At 45.1% G+C, this 21,770-nt stretch carries 19 protein-coding genes; 10 read left to right on the top strand and 9 right to left on the bottom strand.

The window, feature by feature from the left end; translation table 11 throughout:
* Positions 1 to 125: 125 nt before the first annotated feature.
* The 3 genes from BK026_RS16880 to BK026_RS16890 all read left to right on the top strand — a co-directional run bounded on the left by BK026_RS16880 (position 126) and on the right by BK026_RS16890 (position 3,574).
* Positions 126 to 1,424 (top strand): adenylosuccinate synthase, encoded by a 1,299-nt coding sequence (locus tag BK026_RS16880; protein WP_014948109.1) that lies wholly within the window; start codon positions 126 to 128, stop codon positions 1,422 to 1,424.
* A gap of 315 nt (positions 1,425 to 1,739) precedes the next feature.
* Positions 1,740 to 3,146, top strand: coding sequence for an aldehyde dehydrogenase family protein (locus BK026_RS16885; protein ID WP_071816878.1), 1,407 nt, complete (start codon positions 1,740 to 1,742; stop codon positions 3,144 to 3,146).
* A gap of 11 nt (positions 3,147 to 3,157) precedes the next feature.
* A complete protein-coding gene (locus tag BK026_RS16890; protein ID WP_039219344.1) occupies positions 3,158 to 3,574 on the top strand; it encodes a VOC family protein in 417 nt (138 codons plus the stop codon).
* 52 nt (positions 3,575 to 3,626) lie between these two features.
* Here the strand turns inward: BK026_RS16890 and BK026_RS16895 are convergent, their stop codons facing one another.
* Complete coding sequence (locus tag BK026_RS16895) at positions 3,627 to 4,334, bottom strand: PepSY domain-containing protein (RefSeq protein WP_256253876.1); 708 nt, start codon at positions 4,332 to 4,334, stop codon at positions 3,627 to 3,629.
* 89 nt (positions 4,335 to 4,423) lie between these two features.
* Here BK026_RS16895 and BK026_RS16900 point away from each other — a divergent pair, with 89 nt between their 5' ends.
* Positions 4,424 to 4,894 carry an NYN domain-containing protein gene (locus tag BK026_RS16900; protein ID WP_071816880.1) on the top strand — a complete coding sequence of 157 codons (471 nt, stop codon included), beginning with the start codon at positions 4,424 to 4,426 and terminating at the stop codon, positions 4,892 to 4,894.
* A gap of 86 nt (positions 4,895 to 4,980) precedes the next feature.
* Here the strand turns inward: BK026_RS16900 and ggt are convergent, their stop codons facing one another.
* A complete protein-coding gene (gene ggt / locus BK026_RS16905) occupies positions 4,981 to 6,699 on the bottom strand; it encodes a gamma-glutamyltransferase (RefSeq protein WP_071816881.1) in 1,719 nt (572 codons plus the stop codon).
* An 87-nt stretch (positions 6,700 to 6,786) separates the two neighbouring features.
* Positions 6,787 to 8,163: a Na+/H+ antiporter NhaC family protein gene (locus BK026_RS16910; RefSeq protein ID WP_071816882.1), complete on the bottom strand. Its 1,377-nt coding sequence runs from the start codon at positions 8,161 to 8,163 to the stop codon at positions 6,787 to 6,789.
* Between the two features lie 263 nt (positions 8,164 to 8,426).
* Between BK026_RS16910 and BK026_RS16915 the strand changes: the two genes are divergently transcribed.
* On the top strand, positions 8,427 to 10,358 hold the full coding sequence (locus BK026_RS16915) for a glycoside hydrolase family 3 N-terminal domain-containing protein (RefSeq protein WP_256253877.1): 1,932 nt from the start codon (positions 8,427 to 8,429) through the stop codon (positions 10,356 to 10,358).
* A 94-nt stretch (positions 10,359 to 10,452) separates the two neighbouring features.
* The gene (locus BK026_RS16920; RefSeq protein WP_071816883.1) at positions 10,453 to 11,523 is read left to right on the top strand and encodes a mechanosensitive ion channel family protein; all 1,071 of its coding nucleotides are present in this window, start codon (positions 10,453 to 10,455) and stop codon (positions 11,521 to 11,523) included.
* Positions 11,524 to 11,681: 158 nt separating this feature from the next.
* Here the strand turns inward: BK026_RS16920 and BK026_RS16925 are convergent, their stop codons facing one another.
* Positions 11,682 to 13,184: an exo-beta-N-acetylmuramidase NamZ domain-containing protein gene (locus BK026_RS16925; RefSeq protein ID WP_071816884.1), complete on the bottom strand. Its 1,503-nt coding sequence runs from the start codon at positions 13,182 to 13,184 to the stop codon at positions 11,682 to 11,684.
* Positions 13,185 to 13,202: 18 nt separating this feature from the next.
* Entirely contained in the window at positions 13,203 to 14,216 is a 1,014-nt protein-coding gene (gene murQ / locus BK026_RS16930) for an N-acetylmuramic acid 6-phosphate etherase (protein WP_083575111.1), read from the bottom strand.
* Positions 14,217 to 14,406: 190 nt separating this feature from the next.
* On the opposite strand from murQ, the gene alr reads away from it, so the two are divergent.
* Positions 14,407 to 15,483, top strand: coding sequence for an alanine racemase (gene alr, locus BK026_RS16935; protein ID WP_071816885.1), 1,077 nt, complete (start codon positions 14,407 to 14,409; stop codon positions 15,481 to 15,483).
* A 385-nt stretch (positions 15,484 to 15,868) separates the two neighbouring features.
* On the opposite strand, the gene BK026_RS16940 is transcribed toward alr, so the two are convergent.
* From BK026_RS16940 to BK026_RS16955, 4 genes are all read right to left on the bottom strand, one after another.
* Positions 15,869 to 16,594 (bottom strand): YitT family protein, encoded by a 726-nt coding sequence (locus tag BK026_RS16940; protein WP_071816886.1) that lies wholly within the window; start codon positions 16,592 to 16,594, stop codon positions 15,869 to 15,871.
* Positions 16,595 to 16,813: 219 nt separating this feature from the next.
* On the bottom strand, positions 16,814 to 17,125 hold the full coding sequence (locus BK026_RS16945; protein WP_071816887.1) for a hypothetical protein: 312 nt from the start codon (positions 17,123 to 17,125) through the stop codon (positions 16,814 to 16,816).
* 89 nt (positions 17,126 to 17,214) lie between these two features.
* Entirely contained in the window at positions 17,215 to 17,601 is a 387-nt protein-coding gene (locus BK026_RS16950) for a VOC family protein (protein WP_071816888.1), read from the bottom strand.
* Positions 17,602 to 17,650: 49 nt separating this feature from the next.
* Complete coding sequence (locus BK026_RS16955; RefSeq protein WP_071816889.1) at positions 17,651 to 17,905, bottom strand: Rho-binding antiterminator; 255 nt, start codon at positions 17,903 to 17,905, stop codon at positions 17,651 to 17,653.
* 353 nt (positions 17,906 to 18,258) lie between these two features.
* Between BK026_RS16955 and BK026_RS16960 the strand changes: the two genes are divergently transcribed.
* The 3 genes from BK026_RS16960 to BK026_RS16970 all read left to right on the top strand — a co-directional run bounded on the left by BK026_RS16960 (position 18,259) and on the right by BK026_RS16970 (position 21,672).
* Positions 18,259 to 19,377, top strand: coding sequence for a porin (locus BK026_RS16960; protein WP_071816890.1), 1,119 nt, complete (start codon positions 18,259 to 18,261; stop codon positions 19,375 to 19,377).
* A 19-nt stretch (positions 19,378 to 19,396) separates the two neighbouring features.
* Positions 19,397 to 20,194, top strand: a complete 798-nt coding sequence (locus BK026_RS16965) for an ABC transporter substrate-binding protein (RefSeq protein ID WP_071816891.1) — start codon at positions 19,397 to 19,399, stop codon at positions 20,192 to 20,194.
* Positions 20,195 to 20,334: 140 nt separating this feature from the next.
* On the top strand, positions 20,335 to 21,672 hold the full coding sequence (locus tag BK026_RS16970) for an alginate export family protein (RefSeq protein WP_071817741.1): 1,338 nt from the start codon (positions 20,335 to 20,337) through the stop codon (positions 21,670 to 21,672).
* Positions 21,673 to 21,770: the final 98 nt, after the last annotated feature.

Here is a 21,770-nt window from a genome sequence, read left to right on the forward strand (position 1 = left end):
GCAGTGGGGCATCTTTGTGATTTCAAAAATAAAAATAAAATAGTCGTATTTTTGTTCGAAAAAGAGATGATCCTTGCCCTAGAATTTTGTAGAATCCCCGCCTAATTTTCTTACACATATGATTCATGGCAAAGAACGTTGTGGTACTCGGCACTCAATGGGGTGACGAGGGTAAAGGCAAGGTCGTAGACCTACTCACTGATCGCGCAAAATATGTTGTTCGCTACCAAGGCGGGCACAATGCAGGTCACACTCTAGTAATCGACGGTGAAAAAACCGTACTTCACTTAATCCCATCAGGCATCCTACGCGATAATGTTACCTGTATTATTGGTAACGGTGTTGTGCTTAGCCCAGACGCACTAATGAAAGAAATGACTATGCTTGAAGAGCGTGGTGTTCCAGTGCGCGAGCGATTAAAGATTAGTGAAGCTTGTCCGCTTATTCTTCCTTATCACATTGCACTAGACGTAGCGCGCGAAAAAGCCCGTGGCGCAAAAGCAATTGGTACAACCGGTCGTGGTATCGGTCCAGCGTACGAAGATAAAGTAGCCCGTCGTGGATTACGCGTTGGCGATTTATTTAATGCTGAAGACTTCGCAGCAAAGCTGAAAGAAGTGTTAGACGTGCATAACTTCACGCTTACACAATACTATGGCGAAGAAGCAGTAGACTTTGATGAAACCTTAAAAGGTGCAATGGAAGTTGCTGATATTCTAAAAGCAATGGTTGTTGATGTAACTGACGAACTAGACAAAGCACACAATGCTGGCTTGCCTATTATGTTTGAAGGCGCACAAGGTACTCTTCTTGACATCGATCACGGTACTTATCCTTATGTGACGTCGTCAAACACTACCGTTGGTGGTGTAGCAACGGGTGCTGGCTTTGGCCCACTTAAGCTAGATTACGTACTGGGTATTGTTAAAGCATACACTACGCGTGTAGGCTCAGGTCCTTTCCCTACTGAACTAGAATGTGAAGTAGGCCAACACTTAGGTGTTAAAGGTCACGAGTTTGGCGCAACCACCGGTCGTAAGCGCCGTACAGGTTGGTTCGATGCGGTTGCAATGAAACGCGCAGTACAAATCAACTCTATTACAGGCTTCTGCTTAACTAAGCTTGACGTACTAGACGGTCTTGAAAGCCTTCAAATTTGTGTAGGCTACAAAGATGCAGACGGTAACGTGAAAGACGTTCCTCCTATGGCGGCTGACGGTTACGAAAAAGTGACGCCAGTATATGAAGAAATGCCGGGTTGGACAGACAACACCTTTGGTGTAACTGAGTTTGAAGCGCTTCCACAAGCAGCGAAAAACTACATTAAGCGTCTTGAAGAGCTAACGGGTGTGCCAGTTGACATCGTTTCAACAGGCCCTGACAGAAACGAAACTATCGTTTTGCGCAGCCCATACGACGCGTAATAGTTACATATTAAATACGTTTGAAAGCCCAGTGTTTACTGGGCTTTTTTTGTTGCACACAAACTTTACCTCTTTTTCACTTGCCTTTATCACGCGTCATTTTTTAGCACCTGCATTTTATTCCTATAAGTCCTACGTTTAGGGCCTAAAACGCAATCGCATTAAACATTAATTAACAATTTAGTTGCGTTGTCTTCGAACATCCCTATTAATATAAGATAGTATCAGTTAATTATTGTGCTGCTTTGCCCCACAACATGTTTAAGACGATCCATAGAATAGTTGTAGTGGGTGTTATGCTTTCGGAGCCTTTTTATGCCAAATAGACCTTCTCTTCACGCAGTGGAAACAGGCGTGTGTTTCGTTGACGTTGTTCACAAACTTAACGACAGTTTCGATTCAGGGAAAACCCAGTCCCTGGAATGGCGCAAAAGCCAGTTAAAGGCGCTAGAAACCTTATTGAAAGATAACCAGCACGACATTTTACAGGCCCTTAAAAATGACTTGGGCAAATGTAAGACCGAAGCCATGGTGGCCGAACAAGGGTTTCTGCTATCTGATATCAAGCATACGCTCAAGCATTTGGATAAATGGGCAAAGCCGCGCAAAGTATCTACGCCCATGGTGGCATGGCCGGGCAAAAGCTTTCGCAAGCCCGAGCCGCTTGGCACTGTGCTTATTATCGGAGCGTGGAATTATCCGCTCCAGTTATTGCTTGCCCCCTATATCGCCGCTATAGCAGCGGGCAACTGTGCGGTATTGAAGCCCTCTGAACTGGCTGAAGAAACCTCGTCGCTGGTGGCTAAGCTTATTCCCCAATATATGGATACTTCATGCGTTGCCGTAATAGAAGGCGGTAAAGATGAAGCCACGGCGCTACTTGCTTGCAAATGGGACCATATTTTTTATACCGGTGGTGAAGTGGTAGGCAAAATTGTCATGAGCGCCGCGGCCAAACATCTAACGCCAGTAACCCTTGAGCTTGGCGGTAAGAGTCCTTGCTTTGTTGATAAAAACACAAACCTTGCTGTCACCGCGCGCCGTTTAGTGTGGGGTAAATGGATGAATGCAGGCCAAACTTGTATTGCGCCAGACTATGTCATTGTAGAAAAAGGCTTTGAGCAAAAGCTTATTGGTGCAGTTAAGAAAGAGCTGAAAAAGCAATACGGCAAAGTGCCCTTATCGTCACGAGACTACGGTAATATCGTTAATCATCGACACTTAAAGCGCCTTGAAAGTTACCTCGAAAATGTCAACGTGGTGTATGGCGGCGAGCTAGATGAATCTCGTCCCGCAATGGCGCCCACCCTTGTACTGGAGCCATCGCTAGATAGCCCGCTAATGAAAGAAGAGATTTTCGGCCCTATTCTACCTATTATCACTGTCGACAATATGGAGGCGGGTATTAAGTTTGTGAACAGCAGGCCTAAGCCACTCGCACTTTATGCATTTAGTGATAAGGACGATGTGCTTGATAATATTATCAGCAAAACCAGTTCAGGCAGTGTGTGTACTAACGACACTATGCTGTTTATGACTAACCCTGAGTTGCCGTTTGGTGGCGTAGGAAGTAGCGGCATGGGTAGCTATCATGGCCAAGCAGGTTTTGATACATTCAGCCATATTAAAACGGTAATGAAACGTTCATTCGCCCTTGACGTGTTCTTTCGTTATGCGCCGTTTTCTAAGTTTAAGCTGTCGTTGCTTAAGAAGTTTTTATAACAGGAGTTTTCATGGTTCAACCTTTTCATCTTGCCATTCCGGTCACTAATTTAATCGACGCAGAAGCGTTCTACGGTAAGTTGTTGGGTTGTGAAAAGGGCCGCAGTGATACCCAGTGGATAGATTGGAACTTCTTCGGCCATCAATTAGTGACCCATTGTGTAGAGGCTATGCCGTCGCCGCCTGCCTATAACGGGGTAGACGACCATGCTGTGCCGGTGCCGCACTTTGGCGTTGTGCTAACCATGGACGATTGGCAAGCACTGGCAAGTAAACTAAAGGCTGCCGATACCGAGTTTGTTATCGCACCTTATATTCGTTTTAAAGGTAAGCCGGGTGAACAAGCCACCATGTTTTTCAAAGACCCTTTCGGCAACGCGTTAGAGTTCAAAGCGTTCGCCGATATTTCTCAGCTTTTCGCTTCATAATAATGGGGGCCGTTGCTCTTTGCTGTATATCAAAGCGCTGCCTGATACTAGGCTAGCGCCTCTTCTTTTTCGGTTTGAAGCGCTTATATAAAAGCGCAACACCGGTAAGGGTGAATAAAAAGGCGCTGCCCGAAAACGCAATTAACCACGGCGTGTTAAAGTTACTCCTATCTTTATAATCCATTATGTGCAGCATCCACATGAAATCGAACAGCCGCCATGTGTCGGTACGCACGCGCACAACGCTGCCTGTGTTTGGGTCGATATAAAACCGCGAATTAAGGTCGTCATCGAAATTTACCTGCCATAATGGCGCAGACAGGTTCTGCACCTCTTGAGGTAACACGCTTAATAGCTTGGCCTCATCAATATCGCCAGTGCCTGCGTATTGCCCTTTTGCTGCTTCACGAATAGCGATCTCTGGCATGGTTTGCAAAGCTTCACCTGTTAATGCGCTGTAGCGATAGGCAATGTTGTCATCCACGACATGATAAACAGGAATAGCATCAAGCGTGTGTGGGATAGCATGGCCTACTTCATTTATGCGATGGGTGAGTGAAAGTACGGCAGCGCTGCTGTGGTGGCGCAAAATATCAGAAGGAGTAACGGAAGCGCTGTGCCATGATGTGGTTACCCTGTTCCTTAAATGGTTCCCTCTTACTTCATCGATAGGTAACCACGCCATAACCAGACCACTTAAGAACCATAGACCAATTTGAATGAACAGTATTAAGCCTAGGTAGTTGTGCGCCTTGCGCATAAATTTCATCATCAGGTTTTTTGGTTTTATTATCAAAAGGCTATAACATCAGAAAACAATAACCGAGTAAACCGAAGAAGAGGGTAGTTTTGAATAAAGCATTAGTGCTGGTAGACGTACAAAACGTGTATTACACCTGCCGTCAGGCGTACAAACGTAACTTTAATTACAACCAGTTCTGGCGTGAGCTTACCTACAACTTAGACATAGTACAGGCTTTTGCCTACGCCATAGACAGGGGGGACAGCAAGCAACGTGAATTTCAAAACATTCTTCGTGCTATTGGGTTTGAAGTAAAGTTAAAGCCTTTTATTCAGCGCGCTGACGGCTCGGCGAAAGGCGACTGGGATGTAGGTATAACGGTAGATGCACTTGAACACGCCGACGATGTTGATGAGATCATTTTGGTGTCGGGCGACGGCGATTTCGATATTCTTGTAGACGCCCTTAAAGCAAGAGGGAAAACCGTAACGGTGTACGGCGTTCCTGCATTAACGGCTGAAAGTATTCAAAAAGTGGCGTCTAAGTACGTGCCTATCGACGCCACGGTGTTGCTGTAGTTTTCAGCTTTTACCTTGTTCAAGGCTGGACTAGTAACGCTGAGCCTCTATAGAGCTACTAATCGTGCTCAGCTAACAGCCCTGTACTAATACGGTTGTACTAGGCTTTTACCCCGGCCGCTTTTTTCAGATGCGGCTTCTACACCCTCTTTAGTGCGCTTAATTAAATGCACATCACCAAAGCGACGGTTATCTATGATATAGCCCATTGCTTTCAGCTCATTTACCGTTGCCTCTGTAAAGCCGTCGTGCATACGAATAGTGTCTTTGGGCAATAGCTGGTGATGAAAACGTGGTGCGTTCACGGCTTCTTCAGCGCTCATATCGTAAAGCAGTGCATTCAATAGCGACTGTGTGACCGACGAAATAATGGTAGTGCCGCCAGGAGAGCCTGTTACCAGAACCACTTGGTCGTCTTTAGTGACCAGCGTTGGTGTCATAGAAGACAGCATGCGCTTGTAAGGTTCAATAGCATTCGCTTCACCACCCACTGCGCCAAAGAAGTTAGGCACGCCAGGCTTGGCACTAAAGTCGTCCATTTCATCATTCAACAAAAAGCCAGCACCAGTCACAACAACACCGCTACCAAACGTAAGGTTGATGGTCGTTGTATTGGCAACCGCGTTACCCCATCTGTCCATAATGGAGAAGTGTGTAGTATCTTCGCTTTCTTTTAAACCAGGCTTAACGCTTGGGGTATCAGAAATGCTGGTAGGCTGAATATCTGCTGCGCGTTGAGTAATATAGTTAGCGTCAGTAAGCGCTTTTACCGGAACACTAACAAAGTCAGGATCGCCCATGTATTCAGCGCGATCGGCAAACACGCGCTTGCCTATTTCAGACATAACATGAATATATTCGGTGCTGTTTTGCGCTGGCAGGTCGTGCGTTTCGTCATAGGCTTCTAGCATGCCAATCCACTGGGCAACGGCAACACCACCAGAGCTTGGAGGAGGTGCGGTCACCAGCTCATAACCTTGCCAGTTTAGGTGTAGCGGTTTGCGCCACACGGCTTTGTAAGCTTGCAAATCTTCATAGGTAATAAGGCCGCCGTTTTGCTGCATAAAATCAACAATATGCTTTGCTACATCGCCTTTATAAAAGCCATCCTTTCCCTGTTGCTGAATAGCTTTAAGCGTTTTCGCTAGCTCTGGCTGTTTGAAGGTAGTGCCTGCTTTGGCGTGTGCAAAATACTCGCTAAAGTTGTTATTGATACCTGCTTTTTTGGTACGTTCAATATAGCGTCTAATGTTATTAGCCAGCTTCTCGTGAACCACAAAACCTTGCTCGGCCAAATCAACCGCTGGTGCGAGTAGACGCTCCCAATCCAATGTGCCGTATTTTTTGTGCGCGGCCCACATGCCGGCAACGGTACCGGGAATGCCAGACGCTTTAGCGCCAAACAATGACTCATATGGCTTTACGTTACCTTGCTCGTCAAGATACATATCCCGATGCGCATTTTCAGGTGCCATTTCGCGGTAATCAAGAAAGTCGGTGCTATCTTCGAACTTTATTGTCATAAAGCCACCACCGCCTACGTTGCCCGCCTCTGGCAGTGTCACGGCCAACACAAATTGGGCCGTAATGGCAGCATCAATAGCGTTGCCGCCTTCTTGAAGCACCTGCATTGCGGCATCTGCACTGTAGCTGTCAGGCATGGCAACGGCCTGTTGGCTAAGCCCTACTGTATTGTTGCTAGCACTATCAACAGGTGGAGTTGGCGCATTGGAGCATGCTGCCACCACTGAGATAAATGCTACGATTAATGTGATAAAGCCGACGTTAGCTGTCCGTTTTTTCATTTTAAAACTCCTTGCTACAGCGTTGCTTTTTCTTTGCGACCAGCAACTGACTATCAATAAGCTTCAATCAAGTTATAAACCAGGCGTTTAGCCAAGCATGACCAAGCTTGCTACGAAATAGGCAATAAGCGTAAGTGCACCTGCAAATAATGCATAGGGAAACTGGGTTTTAACGTGGGTTAATACGTCAGTACCCGCTGCTAATGAAGATACGGCAGTCGTGTCGGAAATGGGCGAACAGTGATCGCCAAATATACCGCCACCTAAAATAGCGCCAATAACCAGTGAAGGGGGTAACCCTAAACTTTGGATCAGCGGTACCCCTATGGGGATAAGAATGGCGAATGTCCCCCATGACGTGCCTGTGGTAAAAGACATGATTGCGCCTGCAATAAACAACATGGGAACAATCAGTACTAAAGGAAGGTACTCTCCCACTATGCCTGCGACAAAAACACCTGTTCCAAGCTCCTTAAGGCTATTGCCTAACGTCAAAGACAATAACACTATGGTGACCAGAGGAAGAAGTTCACCCATCCCTTTAAAACCAATTTCTACCGCTTCCTTGTGGGTAAAACGTTTGTGGATCAAGAGCAGACCATAGGCAATGGCAGTGGCTAAAGCCGTAGCATAAAGTACAGACTTGCTGCCGCTGCCTTCAGACAATACGCCATTACCCGTCCAGAACATAAAGCCAATCATGCTTAGTACCATTATTATTAGCGGTACTAACATGAAACGAGCCTTGGTGGCAGGTTCAGTAGTTTGGTTAACCTCTACATGCGTGAGCGCTTTTTCTTCTTCAGCCATGGGGCCGTGCACTTTGTCGGCAGAAATAGTATAGGCCACAATGAGTAAGGTGAAGATCGCGTAAAAGTTAAAAAAGACGCTGCCCCATAAAATTGAGGCCGACGAAGCTGGTAGCTCGTAGGCATCGAGCAGGCTGAGTATAAATGCCCCCCAGCCGTTCAATAAAATCAAAATACAAACGGGCGCGCTGGTGGAGTCGATGATGTAGGCTAAGCGCGCGCGACTCATGCCGAAACGGTCAAACAGACCTCTGGCGAATATGCCGGCAGTGAGCACACTTAAGTTTGATTCTATGAATACCGCGATACCAGTAAACATGGTCAAGCCGCCAACTTGTTTGCGGCTTTTCGCTACCCCTTTGTTTACAAAAAAGTTGACCGTTGCCGTTACTCCGCCAGAGTCACGTATAAATGCGAGCAACGCGCCTACAAGCACGGAGAAAATAAGTACTCTTGTATTGCCTGGGCTTGCAGCGGTATCAACCACGCGTTCTATAGCATTTATGGGCGCCATATAGGTTGTAGCGATATCAGCATTGACCAAAATTAAGGCCTCCGCGCAGAGCACCGCCAGTGCCAAAGCGAGGATAACTTCTTTTTTCCAAAAAACGACGGCAATAGCCACAAGAGGGGGGATGACTGACATCCAATCCATACTTATTTCCAACTTAAAATTTATAGGTGCCTAGGGCCTGTAAACCTTCGGTTTTGTAACTAGGCTTTTACTTGCATTGCAGGCATGTCTATTTGCGAAACAGGAACGCTAAAATTACACATAAAAAGACGTGTAATTGTATTTCATATTGGCAAACACACCGCTTTAATTTGTGATAGCGTACCGTATTGTGCTTCGTGTTACCAAGGATTAGATAAACATTGTTCTTTCAGCATATTATTTATAAAAAGCGCGCTTCTTTAATGGCTCTAAACCTCATTTTTCCAGGTATTTTTATCTTAATAAGTACCTCTTTGTTCACGGCAGGCGCAATTGCACAACCTGCAAATGAAAAGCCTTCGGATAACATTAAGCCCAGTGCTAGTGCTGAAACTATTCACGCTGTAAAAGACATGCTCGGGCAGAAGATTATTTTGGATTTTCGCTACTTTTGTGAAGACAATACGCCGTCATCGCGCTGCCGTACGCCTATGACCGTAATTCCACCGTCGCTTTTAAATGTGCTCAGTACGCACAACATCGGCGGTGTTATTTTGTTTTCAGAGAATATTCAAAATACCGAGCAGTTAATTAGGCTTAACTACACCATGCAGCAGCATATGGTAAAAGCCGATCGGCAGCCTTTGTTTATTGCGGTCGATCAAGAAGGGGGAAGGGTAGCAAGGTTGCCTTCAGATATGCTTACGCCCTTTGCGGGTAATATGGCTATTGGTGCTACCTTTCATCAACGGGGCAGCGCATTTGCGCAAAGTGTGGCAGCGCATATTGGGCAAACGCTTTTACCGCTGGGGATAAACACCAACTTTGCGCCGTCGGTTGATGTGAATAGCGAGCCAAAGAACCCAGTTATAAACATTAGAAGCTTTTCGGAAAACCCAGAGCAGGTAGCCGCACTCGGGCAGACATTTGTCAGTGCTATGCAAAGTACAGGCGTAATGAGTGCTATCAAACATTTTCCAGGTCATGGTGATACTCATGTAGACAGCCACAGTGGCCTGCCGCGAGTAAAGCATAGCAAAGCGCAAGCTATGGCGGGCGACATCCTTCCTTTTGCGAATATTATTAATAGTGCAACGCCTCCAGCAATGGTAATGAGTGCACACATTCAGTACCCGTCTCTAGACGACACCACCATTATTGATAAGCATGGTAAGTCGCAAATTGTTCCTGCTACTTTGTCGAAGAAGATATTAAGTAATTTGCTTCGCAACCAATTGGGGTACCAAGGCCTTATCGTTACCGACGCGTTAGACATGGCTGGTATTACTCAGTTTTTCTCCCATGAAGAAGCGTTAGTCAGTGCATTTAGCGCAGGCGCTGACATCGCGCTTATGCCCTTTACCATAAGAACCAAAGACGACATAAAAAAGTTCGCGTCACTTTTGGATAATGCAGCAAATCGAATGTCAGAAAGCGCTTTCTTGAGAGCGTCTCATAACCGTATTGTTAAGGCAAAACAACGCTTTGCGCTACAGGAGTTTGCTTCTAAACCCATTACTTGGTGGCTTGATGAAGCAAAAGAAAATGCGTTAATAAGTAACCCCAACAGTTTGAATAACAGAGGGGAGCAAATTGAAAAAGCCCTTTCTAGAGCGTCAATTTCATTACTATTCGGAAAGGAAAAACTGCCGATAACGTCAAGTCGCTGGTTTGCGCTTATGCCAGATGCCGCTAGGTGCTTAGCATTTGAAGCTGCGCTAGCTGGTGCTAACACTAAAACCACCAACGAGCCTTTGGAATTTGCTTGCTTGCCGTTAACTGCATTGCCGAAAGCTCAATTAGCAATGAACTTACTAAAACAAGCTGATGTGCTGGTGGTTGGAAACATTAGTCCACTTCATGCGAACTATGAGCTAGGTGGACTTGATTTACCTGAACATGTAAAGCAACGCGCAAACGAAACTGATGTGATGGCATTCAGTAAAAAGATAATGGCTGCGGCGAAAGCACAGCATAAAACCGTGGTCTTTGCACCACTGCGAATGCCATATAAAGCGCAGGACGTGAAAGAGCTAGCTGATGTAGCTATAGCTACATTTAGTTATGCAGTGAATATTCCATCGCAGAGTAAGAGAGAAAATCAGCGGGTTACCAGTTATGGTCTTGATGCGTTAGTTAATGTGTTACTTGGCAACACGGTTGCTGAGGGGCGTTCACCCGTTTTGTTGAAATAGGTGGCCACAAGAAAGCAGAGGCCGAAACCAAAGATTTTACCCATTTAAGTGCGAACTAAGAGTCAAGCAAAAAGCCATTTTAAAAGGAGTTATCGTGAATACAACAAACACATCAGGCGCTACGCAAGCCTCATTAGTTGATGCAGTGTTAAACTTGCTACTTCCATTTGCGCCACTTCTTATCGCAATTGTAATGGTAATAGGCACGCTCATCGCATTGCACTACCTTCTGCTAGCTAAGCAGAGCCATCTTACCAGTGAGCAGAAATTACCGCGTCAAGTAGGAATGTTGGTACTTACTATCATTGGAGCGGTTGTAATAGCGATGACTCTACCGGTAAGTGAAAGCACAAGAAACCAAGTTATCGCGCTTATTGGTGTACTTATATCAGGCGTGATTGCCTTTTCTTCTACCACCATGGTGGGGAATTTGATGGCCGGGATCGTACTTCGAGTAAACCGCCCGTTTAAAGTGGGTGACTTTATCAAGGTAGAAGGCTACAGCGGTCGTGTTACCGAAATGGGCTTGCTTGATGTTGAACTTCAAACCGAGAGCAGAGAGCTGATTGCCTTTGCCAATACGCTAATGGTTAACTCACCCGTATCTGTAACCCGAGCGTCTGGCGCAATTGTTAGTGTGGATATCAGCTTAGGCTACGATATTCATCACAGCATTATTGAAAAGCATTTACTTGTTGCTGCTGATAATGCCCAGCTGTCAGAGCCATTTGTACAAGTGGTGGGGCTAGGCGATTTTTCAGTAAGCTATCGTATTTCAGGTCTCCTCACCGAAGTTAAAAGCTTGCTGAGTGCGCGTTCACGGCTTCACAAAGCCGTACTCGACGCTTTGCATAATGCCGATATTGAAATTGTTTCTCCTAGCTTTATGAATCAACGCCCCCAACCCGACGGTTTGAAGATGATAGCTAAATCGCCTGGTTACACTAAACAAGAAGAAGCATCGCCTGAAGACGTTATTTTTGATAAAGCCGAAGAGGCCGAGCAAAAAGAAAAAAGTAAAGAAATGCTGATGCAGACGATTGCCGATATTGATGCAAAAATTGCAGAGAGTGGTGATGAAAACAGAGACGAGCTTAAACATCAAAAAGCTACCGCTGAAGCTCAGCTCGCCGCTTTGGTAAAAACAAAAAATGAAGAAGGTTAGTTTTCACTAACTTTTTTGGCTTACATTGCATTTGGGCTTGTGTGGGTGTGAGTGTTTACTTACATGTTATCTAGTAAGTTTGGACCGCTAACGCTTCCTCCACATTTACCTCAGTAAAACACCTTAAATCCTCAAGGCTAAAGGCGTTTATCTGTACATCAATCCGCGTCTTCATAAAGCAAATATGCCTTTCGTTTTTCTCTAAATTTCTCTAAATCTTTCTGCCAGCTTTGGCGAATTTCTGCAGGCGTTTTGCCAGTCTGAATTTGAGCTCGCAGCGTATCAGTCCCTGCCAATTTGTCAAAAAAGTCAGGGCGAGTAAAGAAGGTTTCCTCAGAGCCACCACTAGCGTTGACCCCTTCGTTATATTCAGAGAAACGAGAATAGGCATCTATCAATGTAGCGATATCTAAGCCACTAATTGGTGAGCGCTTGTGAGTTGTTTGCTTAGAGTCAGAGCCTTCCAAGATCGTAGGATCAGCATAAGAAAAGACATGTGCACTTAGCAGAGAGCCTTCATGTTTAGGGTGGAGCGCTGCACTATTAGCTTTTACCGGTATTGCGGTTTTACCGAACTCAACAAAAGGGTGACCAATAAGCTGGAAAGGAGAGTCAGTACCGCGACCTATACTCACGTCGGTGCCCTCAAAAAAACACAGCGTTGGGTATAAGCGTATAGATAAATCGTTTGGGAGGTTAGGGCTAGGCGCTACGGGCAATGAATAATGTGCAGTGCGCTGATAGTTCTGCACTGGGACAACGGTAAGCTTAGCGTTGTTATAATTGCTTGCGTCAATATCTAACCACTGTTCCCCCACAATCATTTGAGCAAGTTCGCCTAAAGTCATACCGTGTAAAACGGGAATAGGATGCATGCCAATGAACGACGAAAATTCAGCTTGCAGTACTGGCCCGTCAACATAACTACCGTTAGGGTTTGGCCTATCCAACACGATAACGTCGATATCGTGCGCAAAGGCCGCTTCCAACACATAGTGCAAGGTGCTTAAGTAGGTGTAAAAGCGTACGCCTACATCCTGAATATCGAAAACAATCACATCGATGCCTTCCAACATGTCGGGGGTAGGCTTTTTGGTTGCGCCGTAAAGGGAGTAAATAGGTATACCGGTTTTAGCATCAATATTGCTATCAACCTTTTCGCCGGCGCCTTTGTCTCCTCTAAATCCGTGCTCCGGCGACATGATACTTACAACGTTAACACTGCGTTGAAGTAGGGCATCAAGCAGATGTTGATTGCGCTGGCTTGTCTTTATCTTAGCTAACCGCGCTTTAGGCCTGTTGCTTGATTCGTATTTTTCAGGCTCAACCGTGCTAGAAGGCAATGCGCTGTGGCTCGAAACCAACGCGCTTTGGTTTACCACTAAACTAACTCGTTTTCCTGCTAGCAAGGGCAAGTATTTCGTATAGCGTTCAGCGCCTACAGTAATCTGTTTGGTGCTTGATACGGGCTGCTTAGTCCCTAGTGTAGGCTGCTTCGCTTTGCCATCCGTATCACTTGTATATACATGTGAAGACAAGCTTTGCTGTGCACAGCCGTTAAGCGATAAGCTAATTAGAGCTAGAGAGAGTAGTGCAATGAATGCGCTCGTCGTTAGGCATCTAAAAACCTTGTTCACTTTGACCGAAGTTAAAACCTTCATAGCATTAGTTTACCGTGGTTATTCGCTTTTATTTGCAGCGGCACGTAAATACCCACCGTTAGCATCTAACTGAGCGGCAGCCTGTTCGGCAGTTTGCCCTGTTAATACCATTAAAATAGCAACTTTAGCTTTGTTATTACACGCGCCAAGCGCTGCTAAAGCGGCTTTCTCACTGCAGTCTGTAGCCTGCATAACAATGCGAAGCGCACGGGCTTTTAGTTTTTCGTTGGTGGCATTCACATCTACCATTAAGTTTTGATAGGTCTTCCCCAGTTTAATCATTGCGCTGGTGCTAATCATATTAAGAATTAGTTTTTGCGCCGTACCCGACTTCATGCGCGTACTGCCAGTAAGTGCCTCAGGCCCAACAACTGGGCATATAGCTACATCCGCATGGGTAAAAATAGCGGCGTTAGGGCTACATGCAATAGCGGCGGTAAAACAGCCAAGCGAACTGGCATATTCCAGTGCGCCACTTACATAGGGCGTGCGCCCGCTTGCTGAAATACCAATAACGGTATCGTTGTGGTTTAAAGACAGCGCTTCAAGATCAGCACGCCCCGCGTCGACGTCATCTTCTGCACCTTCTACGGCGTGCTGAATGGCTTTTTCACCGCCAGCTATTACACCAATAACCAGTTCATCAGGCACACTAAACGTAGGGCGGCACTCTACCGCATCAAGTATGCCCAGCCTGCCGCTAGTCCCCGCGCCTATATAAATAAGCCTGCCGCCATTTTTAATGCTAATGGTTGCGCCATCTACCGCTTTCGCTATTTGCGGAATTTGCGAGGTAACTGCGTTAGCCACTTTTGCGTCTTCGTTGTTAATGCGGGTAAGAATGCCTTCGGTGCTTAGCGTGTCTATATCAAGGGTGTCTGGGTTTCTGCCTTCTGACACAATTTTATTCAGTGACTGGGCTAATTCGTTAACGGTGGGTTTATTTCCTGCCGCTTGATTGTCAGTAGTGACGTTATTTTTAATACTGGCGCTTGTGGATGATTCTGAAGTAGAAGGATTGTGCGAAGACATTGAAAACCTTGGGGCAACGAAATTGTGATAATGAGCTAGCGCAAAGCATAACGGTATTTTATGCCATAAGAAACCTTGCGTTAGATGGTACGTTTTTCATTATTAATCCTGCGCAGCTAATACGCTTCTCGTGGTACACTTTGACTTTCGATATTCTTTCTCATTAAACATTTAAGGAACGTGTTTTTCTGTGAGCCGACAAACGCAAGCTATCATTCATGCTGACGCCCTTTTACATAACTTTAAAGCCCTTGCTGCTTTAGCGCCCTCAAGCGAGTCTATGGCGGTAGTAAAGGCCGATGCTTATGGTCATGGAGCAGTAAATGTAGCGCGCATTCTTCAGCATGTTTCTTCGCGTTTTGCCGTAGCCATAATTGAAGAAGCCATTGCGCTTCGCGACGCGGGAATTACTGCGCCTATTGTGGTGTTAGAAGGGGCACATCAGGCAAAAGAATGCCAAATGGCGTTTCAGCATAACTGTATATTAGTTATGCACTGCGAAGAACAGCTTACGTGGTTAGAAAGCTGCCCCGAACAGCAGCGCCCGCACATTTGGCTAAAAGTGGATAGCGGCATGCACCGATTGGGTTTTGCCCTTTCCGATATCGAAGGGATTGCTGCTAAGTACAATCATTTACTTAGCGAGCAAACGGTTATTGCTACGCACTTTGCGTGCGCTGACGATGTAGATAATAACTTTACCAACACGCAAATCGATGCGTTTAATCAAGTAGCGAGTAAATTGGGCTTGCCAACCAGCGTGGCTAATTCTCCCGCCACGGTAAACTGGCCCGTAAGTCGAAACGCTTGGAACCGTTTAGGTGTGGGGGTTTACGGCGGTGCCGTTTCTACCTCTCAAAATATCGATGTTGAAATCTACCCTGCCATGACACTTCGTTCCAGCGTATTAGCGGTACGAAGCATACCAGCAGGCGAGGGAATTGGTTATGGTCAAACCTGGGTAGCAGATAAGCCTAGCAAAATTGCAACCGTAGGCATTGGCTATGCCGATGGTTATCCGAGGCACTGCAAAAACGGTACACCGGTAATGATCAGAGGTAAGCGTGCTTATTTGGCTGGCCGCGTGTCTATGGACATGATCACTATCGATGTAAGCCATATCGAGAATGTCGCAGTGGGTGACGAAGTTGAGTTATGGGGGCAGAATGTGTCGATTCAGGAAGTTGCAGCCAATGCCGACACTATTGACTACGAATTAATGACACGCGTTTCTCAACGCGTACCGCGTATTGTTAAATATCTCTAGTTTTCAAAGTGGTACCAATCTCACGCGTCTATATAAGTTTTAATGACCTACTATTCATTAAAAAAATGAGACTTTTCCCCCCATTTTGGGCCTATACTGTGAGAGCTTGGTTGCGGGATTGCGGTGAATGTTTCGCCTCCAACTGTGCTGAGCAACAACTCATAAGTGAGGTTTGTATGCGTACTTCGTTTTCTCGTCCAAGAGTAAATCGTGGAGTAGTAAGTCGACCGTCAAGACCTGTTCAGAAGAAGCAATAGGTTTGTAGTAGGCGTCTAGTAATACAAATAAAAGATACAAGAAAGCCCGGTTAGGTTGTACCTAGCCGGGCTTTTTATTTCATACTGATACCCTTCATGGCACGGTGTTAAACACCCCGTTCACCAACTTAGCCGTTTTGTGCGCGAAGCTCGCTGTCTAGGCACTGTTCTAGACTGCTGTCGGTGCGGCTTTCCCTGTGATTCCCATCAGTGTTGTTTGGCTCAGCATCTGCCTCTTTTAATGCAGATTCGCCTTGCACAGGGAAGTAGCGCTCTGGTCTATGGTTAAGCGAAATAACCATGTTCAAACAAAATGCCGCTAGAATTGAAATTAGCACTAAAGGCCAGGCTATAAAAAACAGCGCACTAAGCAATATACAGCTATCTACAGTTAACTGGAACGTACCGGCTCTAATATTGAAACGCTGTTGTAAGTAGAATGCCATAATGCCAACACCGCCAAGGCTTGAGCTATGACGAAACATCATTAGCATACCTACACCAATTAAAATACCGCCAAATACCGCTGCAAAAAACGGGTTTACGTGGCTAATATCCACAAACGCTGGAATTTGCTCGGTGAGTATAGAAACCGTGGTAACGGATATAAAGGTGTTAATGGTGAAACGCTTGCTAATTTGCGTCCAAGCTAGGGTGTAAAACGGTAAATTAATCAGGAAGAATAATAAGCCGAAATCCAAGTCAAAAGCATAGGTTCCCAGTAGCGCTAAACCTGCTGCTCCCCCAACCATTAAATCTTGAGACTGAAATAAGTATACGCCAAAAGCAACAAACAAGCCGGCGCTTATCAGGGCAAAAACGTCCTCGATGACACTGTGTTTTGTTGTTTGCATGAAAATCAATTTGCGTTAAGAAGACACAGCGTAATTATACGTTTACAGCACATTAGGATACAGCGAGATAAAAAGTTAAGTTGGCGTACTAAATGGAAGAGGGTAAGTCTGCCTTTACGACTTTTAGCGCAGCGGTGAATAGGGTGTTGCGTCAATGTAAACGTTGCACCAAGCTGGTTCAGGCCAAGTGCCATGGGCAGCGTTTCTCACAATGCAGATTTACTCGACAATAGAAAACACCACGATATCTTGTTTATTGAATTCTACGCTGCATTTCATAATGCCTAAATGTAGAGGGCTATATGCTTCGATTTTGCTGCCATTTGCCACGAACTCAGTATCCCATAGCAATAAATTGGCAGTATCAAGTTGACGTTCAACACTTTTCTTTGAAACACCCGGCGTAAAATTATCGCAAAGAATGATGACTTCGCGCCTTGCCTCTATCCAATAAAATGTAATGGTGATTAACAGTGCTATCGCCGCTATTGCAACAACATCAGCAATAATGGAACGTTTCATGGCCTGCACGTGTTTACCTCTCCTTCTTTAAATTTTTCGCTTTACTCTTTGAAGCAAGACTGGCCTGTGCGGCAACGCGAACTTATTATAAAGTGCAACTAGGTAGTTTGGATCAAATCCCATTTATTGCCAAACTTATCTTTAAAGATGGCGACCGTGCCGTATATTTCTTCGCGCGGAGTTTCCAAAAACAGTACGCCCTTACTTTGCATGGCGTCAAAATCGCGCCAAAAGTCATCGGTATTTAAAATTAAAAATACTTTATCGGCGGCTTGGCTGCCAATGAGTGCCATTTCTGTGTCATTTTTTGCTTGCGCCAACAACAAGCTAGTAGCACTGTGTGGTGGGGTTACTAGAACAAAACGCGAGTTTTCGCCGGTTACTTTGTCTTCGGTTAGCGTAAAGTTTAAAACCGTGGTGAAGTATTCAATTGCGCTATCGTAGTCGTCTACAAAAAAAGTAATGGCAGAAAGGTTATGCGTCATAAATCAGGTTCACGTTATAAAGTTAAGCTATGTTTACTGCGCATACTACCTAAAAGCTAACTGTGCTGAAATGCGGGTTGTCAGTTATTGCATGTAACTGAGCGATTTCATTAAGCGCAATTTTTTGCGTAGTGCCGTTAATGAACATCTCTATACACTCTACGGGCACGTTGCTACTTTTATCTATAACTGTTGTTAGTGCCTTGCCGCTTTTCATTTCGCCGTCTTTTAACACTGCACTCACTTCAAGGTTATACATACAGGCAATCTCGATATAGTCGTAAAGCTGGCACGCAATGTTCATAAAACCCCCATTTTCTCACTGTGATGAAATAAAAATGCTGTTTAATTTTTAGATAGGACCTGCCGCTCACAGCAAAAATTTCTGCGTCTACCGTGCATACATCGCGCTTCACTTTTCACAGCAAACGGCCAATGTTTAAATGCTGCTGCCTGTCAGGGGCTGCTATATATACGAGGAGCAACTTAAAGGTTAGGCCTTATCAAATGATCTTTTTTTAAGGTTTACTCAGTATTGTTAGTACTGAAGGATTTATTTTGGTGCGCGATACACCCAAGCGTTTACACGCCCCTTTAATTCATTAGAGGCTAATTTTAGCAAAGGGTTCCCGCCAGAAATTCAATACAGGAACAGTAATGATTAAGCTACTATCCGCATTTTCTTTAGTTTCAATAGCCGCTGGTATGCCAAGCTACGCTAACGCCGACGAACTTCCTTTTAATTTGAGCGGCCATGTTAGGGTGAATTACGGGCATCAAGACTGGCAAATTCCTGAGTTTAGAGATGGCTTCGAGTTCGAATCATTCAAACTTGGCGTATCAGGTGAGTCGGACCAATTTAGTTATAAAGCAGAATACCGTTGGTACGAAAATACTGACTTCGATACCATTCGATTTGCTGACTTGACCTATCACTTCGATGATCAAACCGAGATTACAGCAGGTATTACCCAGACCCCGTTTGGCCTGCAACCCTTTGCCAGTAATAACTTCTGGTTTTCAGTTAACTATTATCTTGGTTTCGAAGATGACTATGACGCAGGGGTAAAAATAAACCACGACTGGGGCAACTGGGATTTTCAAGCCGCTTACTTTATGAATGACGAATACAATGATGCCGCTGAATTTGGGCGCTATTCGTTTGACGTGGCAGACGACGGCGAATATCGCAATAAAGAAGATGGCCAGTACAACGTACGTGCAAACTATTCAGCAAACTTTATTCGTGGTGGCACTACCGATATTGGTGTGTCTTATCAATATGGCAATATTTTAAACCTTGATACGCTAGATGATGGTGATATGAACGCTTATGCGGTTCACATGCGACATACGCAAGGCGACCTAAAGGTCGAACTGCAGTATATCGATTATGAATATGAACTGGCTGTGCCTGACGGGCAGTCAGACGATCGTATAGCACTATCCTCCTTCACCTTTCCATTTCTTGCTGCTGCTGATGGTAAAACTTATTCAGCAAACCTTGTTTATTCAGTGCCATACGAGTTTAGTCATATTGAATCACTTACCTGTTATTCAGAGTATAGCGTGGCAAAAGGAGAGGGGAGTGAAGGGAAAAACTCTTCGCAATGGATAAACGGTTGCAGCTTTGGCTGGGATAAACTTTTTGTATATGTAGATAGTATCCAAGGCAAAAATATGTGGTTTTCAGGAGGCCCTGGCGTTGGGCTAGATTTAGGTGGTAGACAAGAAACTACCCATCGTTTGAACATCAACCTTGGCATTTACTTCTAATTACTCACAGGACTTTGACATGCGATCACTACTTATAGCGACATTTATATTAGCGCTAATTCCAATGCAAAGTTTTGCCCATGCATGGATGAAACTGCGAATAGCGACCACCGAATATGCGCCTTACACATCAACTGATATGCAGCATGATGGCTATATAAACCACATAATTGCTGATGCATTTCGAGAAACGGGCGTTATCGTTGAATTTGTTTCTCTACCTTGGGAAGAAGCGTTAGATGCAACGCTTAGGGGAGAATACGACGCGCTTTCGTATGGAAATTTTGTGCGCGCAAGGGAAAGTGAATTCTTCCACAGCGCCCCCATCAGTGCTGAAAACCTGGTTTTTTATGTGAATTCTGAAAAAGGGCCAGACACCTGGTCAGATCTTACCGACTTTAAAGACGTTAAAATGGGTATTACCGAGGGCTACTTATACAATGATGAGCTTGCTGCACACATTAAGGCAAACAATAACGTTGTTGAGAACGCGACTGACAAAGACAATCTGCAAGCACTGATTAACGGCAACATTGATGTATTCCCTATCGATGAATTAACCGGATGGTACCTACTGCAGCGCGATTTCACTAGGGCCGAGCGTAACGACGTCATGCCTATCACGCCTTTCATCTCAACAGTGACAACGCATTTGTTAGTGCCAAAAGGGCAAAGCGATAGTCAGCTTATTTTGTCTTTATTCAACAAGGGGTTGGAAGAGCTAACGCTAGACGGAAAGCTAACGCGTTTTAAGCGTTTGCTTAAAGAAGGCTATTATCAACATCCCAAGAAGAAAGTGAATTTTGACCGGCGTTAGTTCGCAACAAAAGCGCGAAGAGCAATGAAACCGCCTTAAGGCCACTTAGCAATAATCCAATATTTAAACTAAAAGGGCAGTGCTATAACGAAAATAACCTATATACTTCAATGCACTTTTTATTGTTGTATGGGTTTATAATGCACCGCCCGCTATTTGTGCGCCCTTTAGTGAGTCAAAACCTTCTTGCTTTGCTCAGCAGATTAATTCTGTTGACGCTTATTGCTGTAAGTACGCTGGCCAGTGCAGCCCATGATGAAGTGACGCTTGATGTATCAGGCTCGTTTAGAGTACGTTACGAATCGCTGAACAATCCGATATTTCCTTCTTACTCAAATGCGCGAGAACAAAGTAATCAGCGTCTTTCGACACGATTAATTGTAAGCTCGACGCTGCATTACCGAAATGTCGCGGCTACGGTAGAAGTGCGTGACTCGCGAGTGTTTCTCGATGAAAACGATCCAACGTTGACGGCCAATCAGGTTAATACCCTGGAGCCAACGCAGTTTTTTATTGCCTACCAACCGGCGAATTTGCAAGGGCTTTTCACAGTAAATGAGATAAAAGTTGGGCGAATGGAGCTTGACTACGGCAGTCGCAGATTACTAGCAAAGACTGCCTATCGTAATGCCACTAATACCTACGACGGTATGGTGGTTGAGGCACGGGTTGCTGATTGGCAAGTTCACGGCATTTATGTGCTGCCCGTATCTCGCTTTCCTTCTGACAGCGCGCGCCTTGACGCGAACAAACGTGCGTTTGATAGAAGCTATAGCGACAGAAAATTTTTTGGTTTTTATGCCGCGTCAAACGACAACAACATTAAGCTGCAGAGCTATTGGTTAAAAGAAAACGATGCTAAAGCGCTTGCCACCAAAAACCGTGATCTTTACACACTTAGTGTGGACTATACCCAGCCTTTCGATAATGGCGTAATAACGAATATAGAGGTGGTGGGGCAAACGGGCACTTCTTATCAAACCGCGTCTGCTGACGATATAAACGAAAAAGACGTTCGTGCGTACATGATGTTTGGCTACGTAGGAAAACAGATTACAGACAATACGTTTCTTCGCGCAGAAGTTGATTATATCAGTGGTGACAACGACAGTAGCGACAACACAATCTCTGACTTTGATAGCTTATATGGTGTGCGGCGTTTTGATTTTGGCCCCACCGATGTATATCAAGCTGTGCCACGCAGAAACCTAAAGACTATTGGGCTTCGAAGTGTGTCTAAATCTTCAAAAACACACAATATTATGCTGGGTTACAAAGCAATGTGGTATCAAAAAGCGCCACAAGATGTGGATAGCTTTATTGGTCATCAAGTTGAAGCACGCTGGCGTTATCAAGTTAGGCCAGAACTGCGATTAGTGTTAGGTGGAGCCTACCTTAAAAAAGGTGACGGTTTTGCTCGAGGTGACTACAGCGATAACAGTGCCTTTTTATTTACCGGTGCGTTGTATACCTTTTAAAAAAGGAAGGAATTACGCTGCGGCAGACTGGGTGCAAATGCTTACATCACAAGCTTTGCAGATGAGCATGTACTCTCTTTTCTGTTTATTACATTACT

Source organism: Alteromonas sp. V450, assembly GCF_001885075.1.
Taxonomy (GTDB): domain Bacteria; phylum Pseudomonadota; class Gammaproteobacteria; order Enterobacterales; family Alteromonadaceae; genus Alteromonas.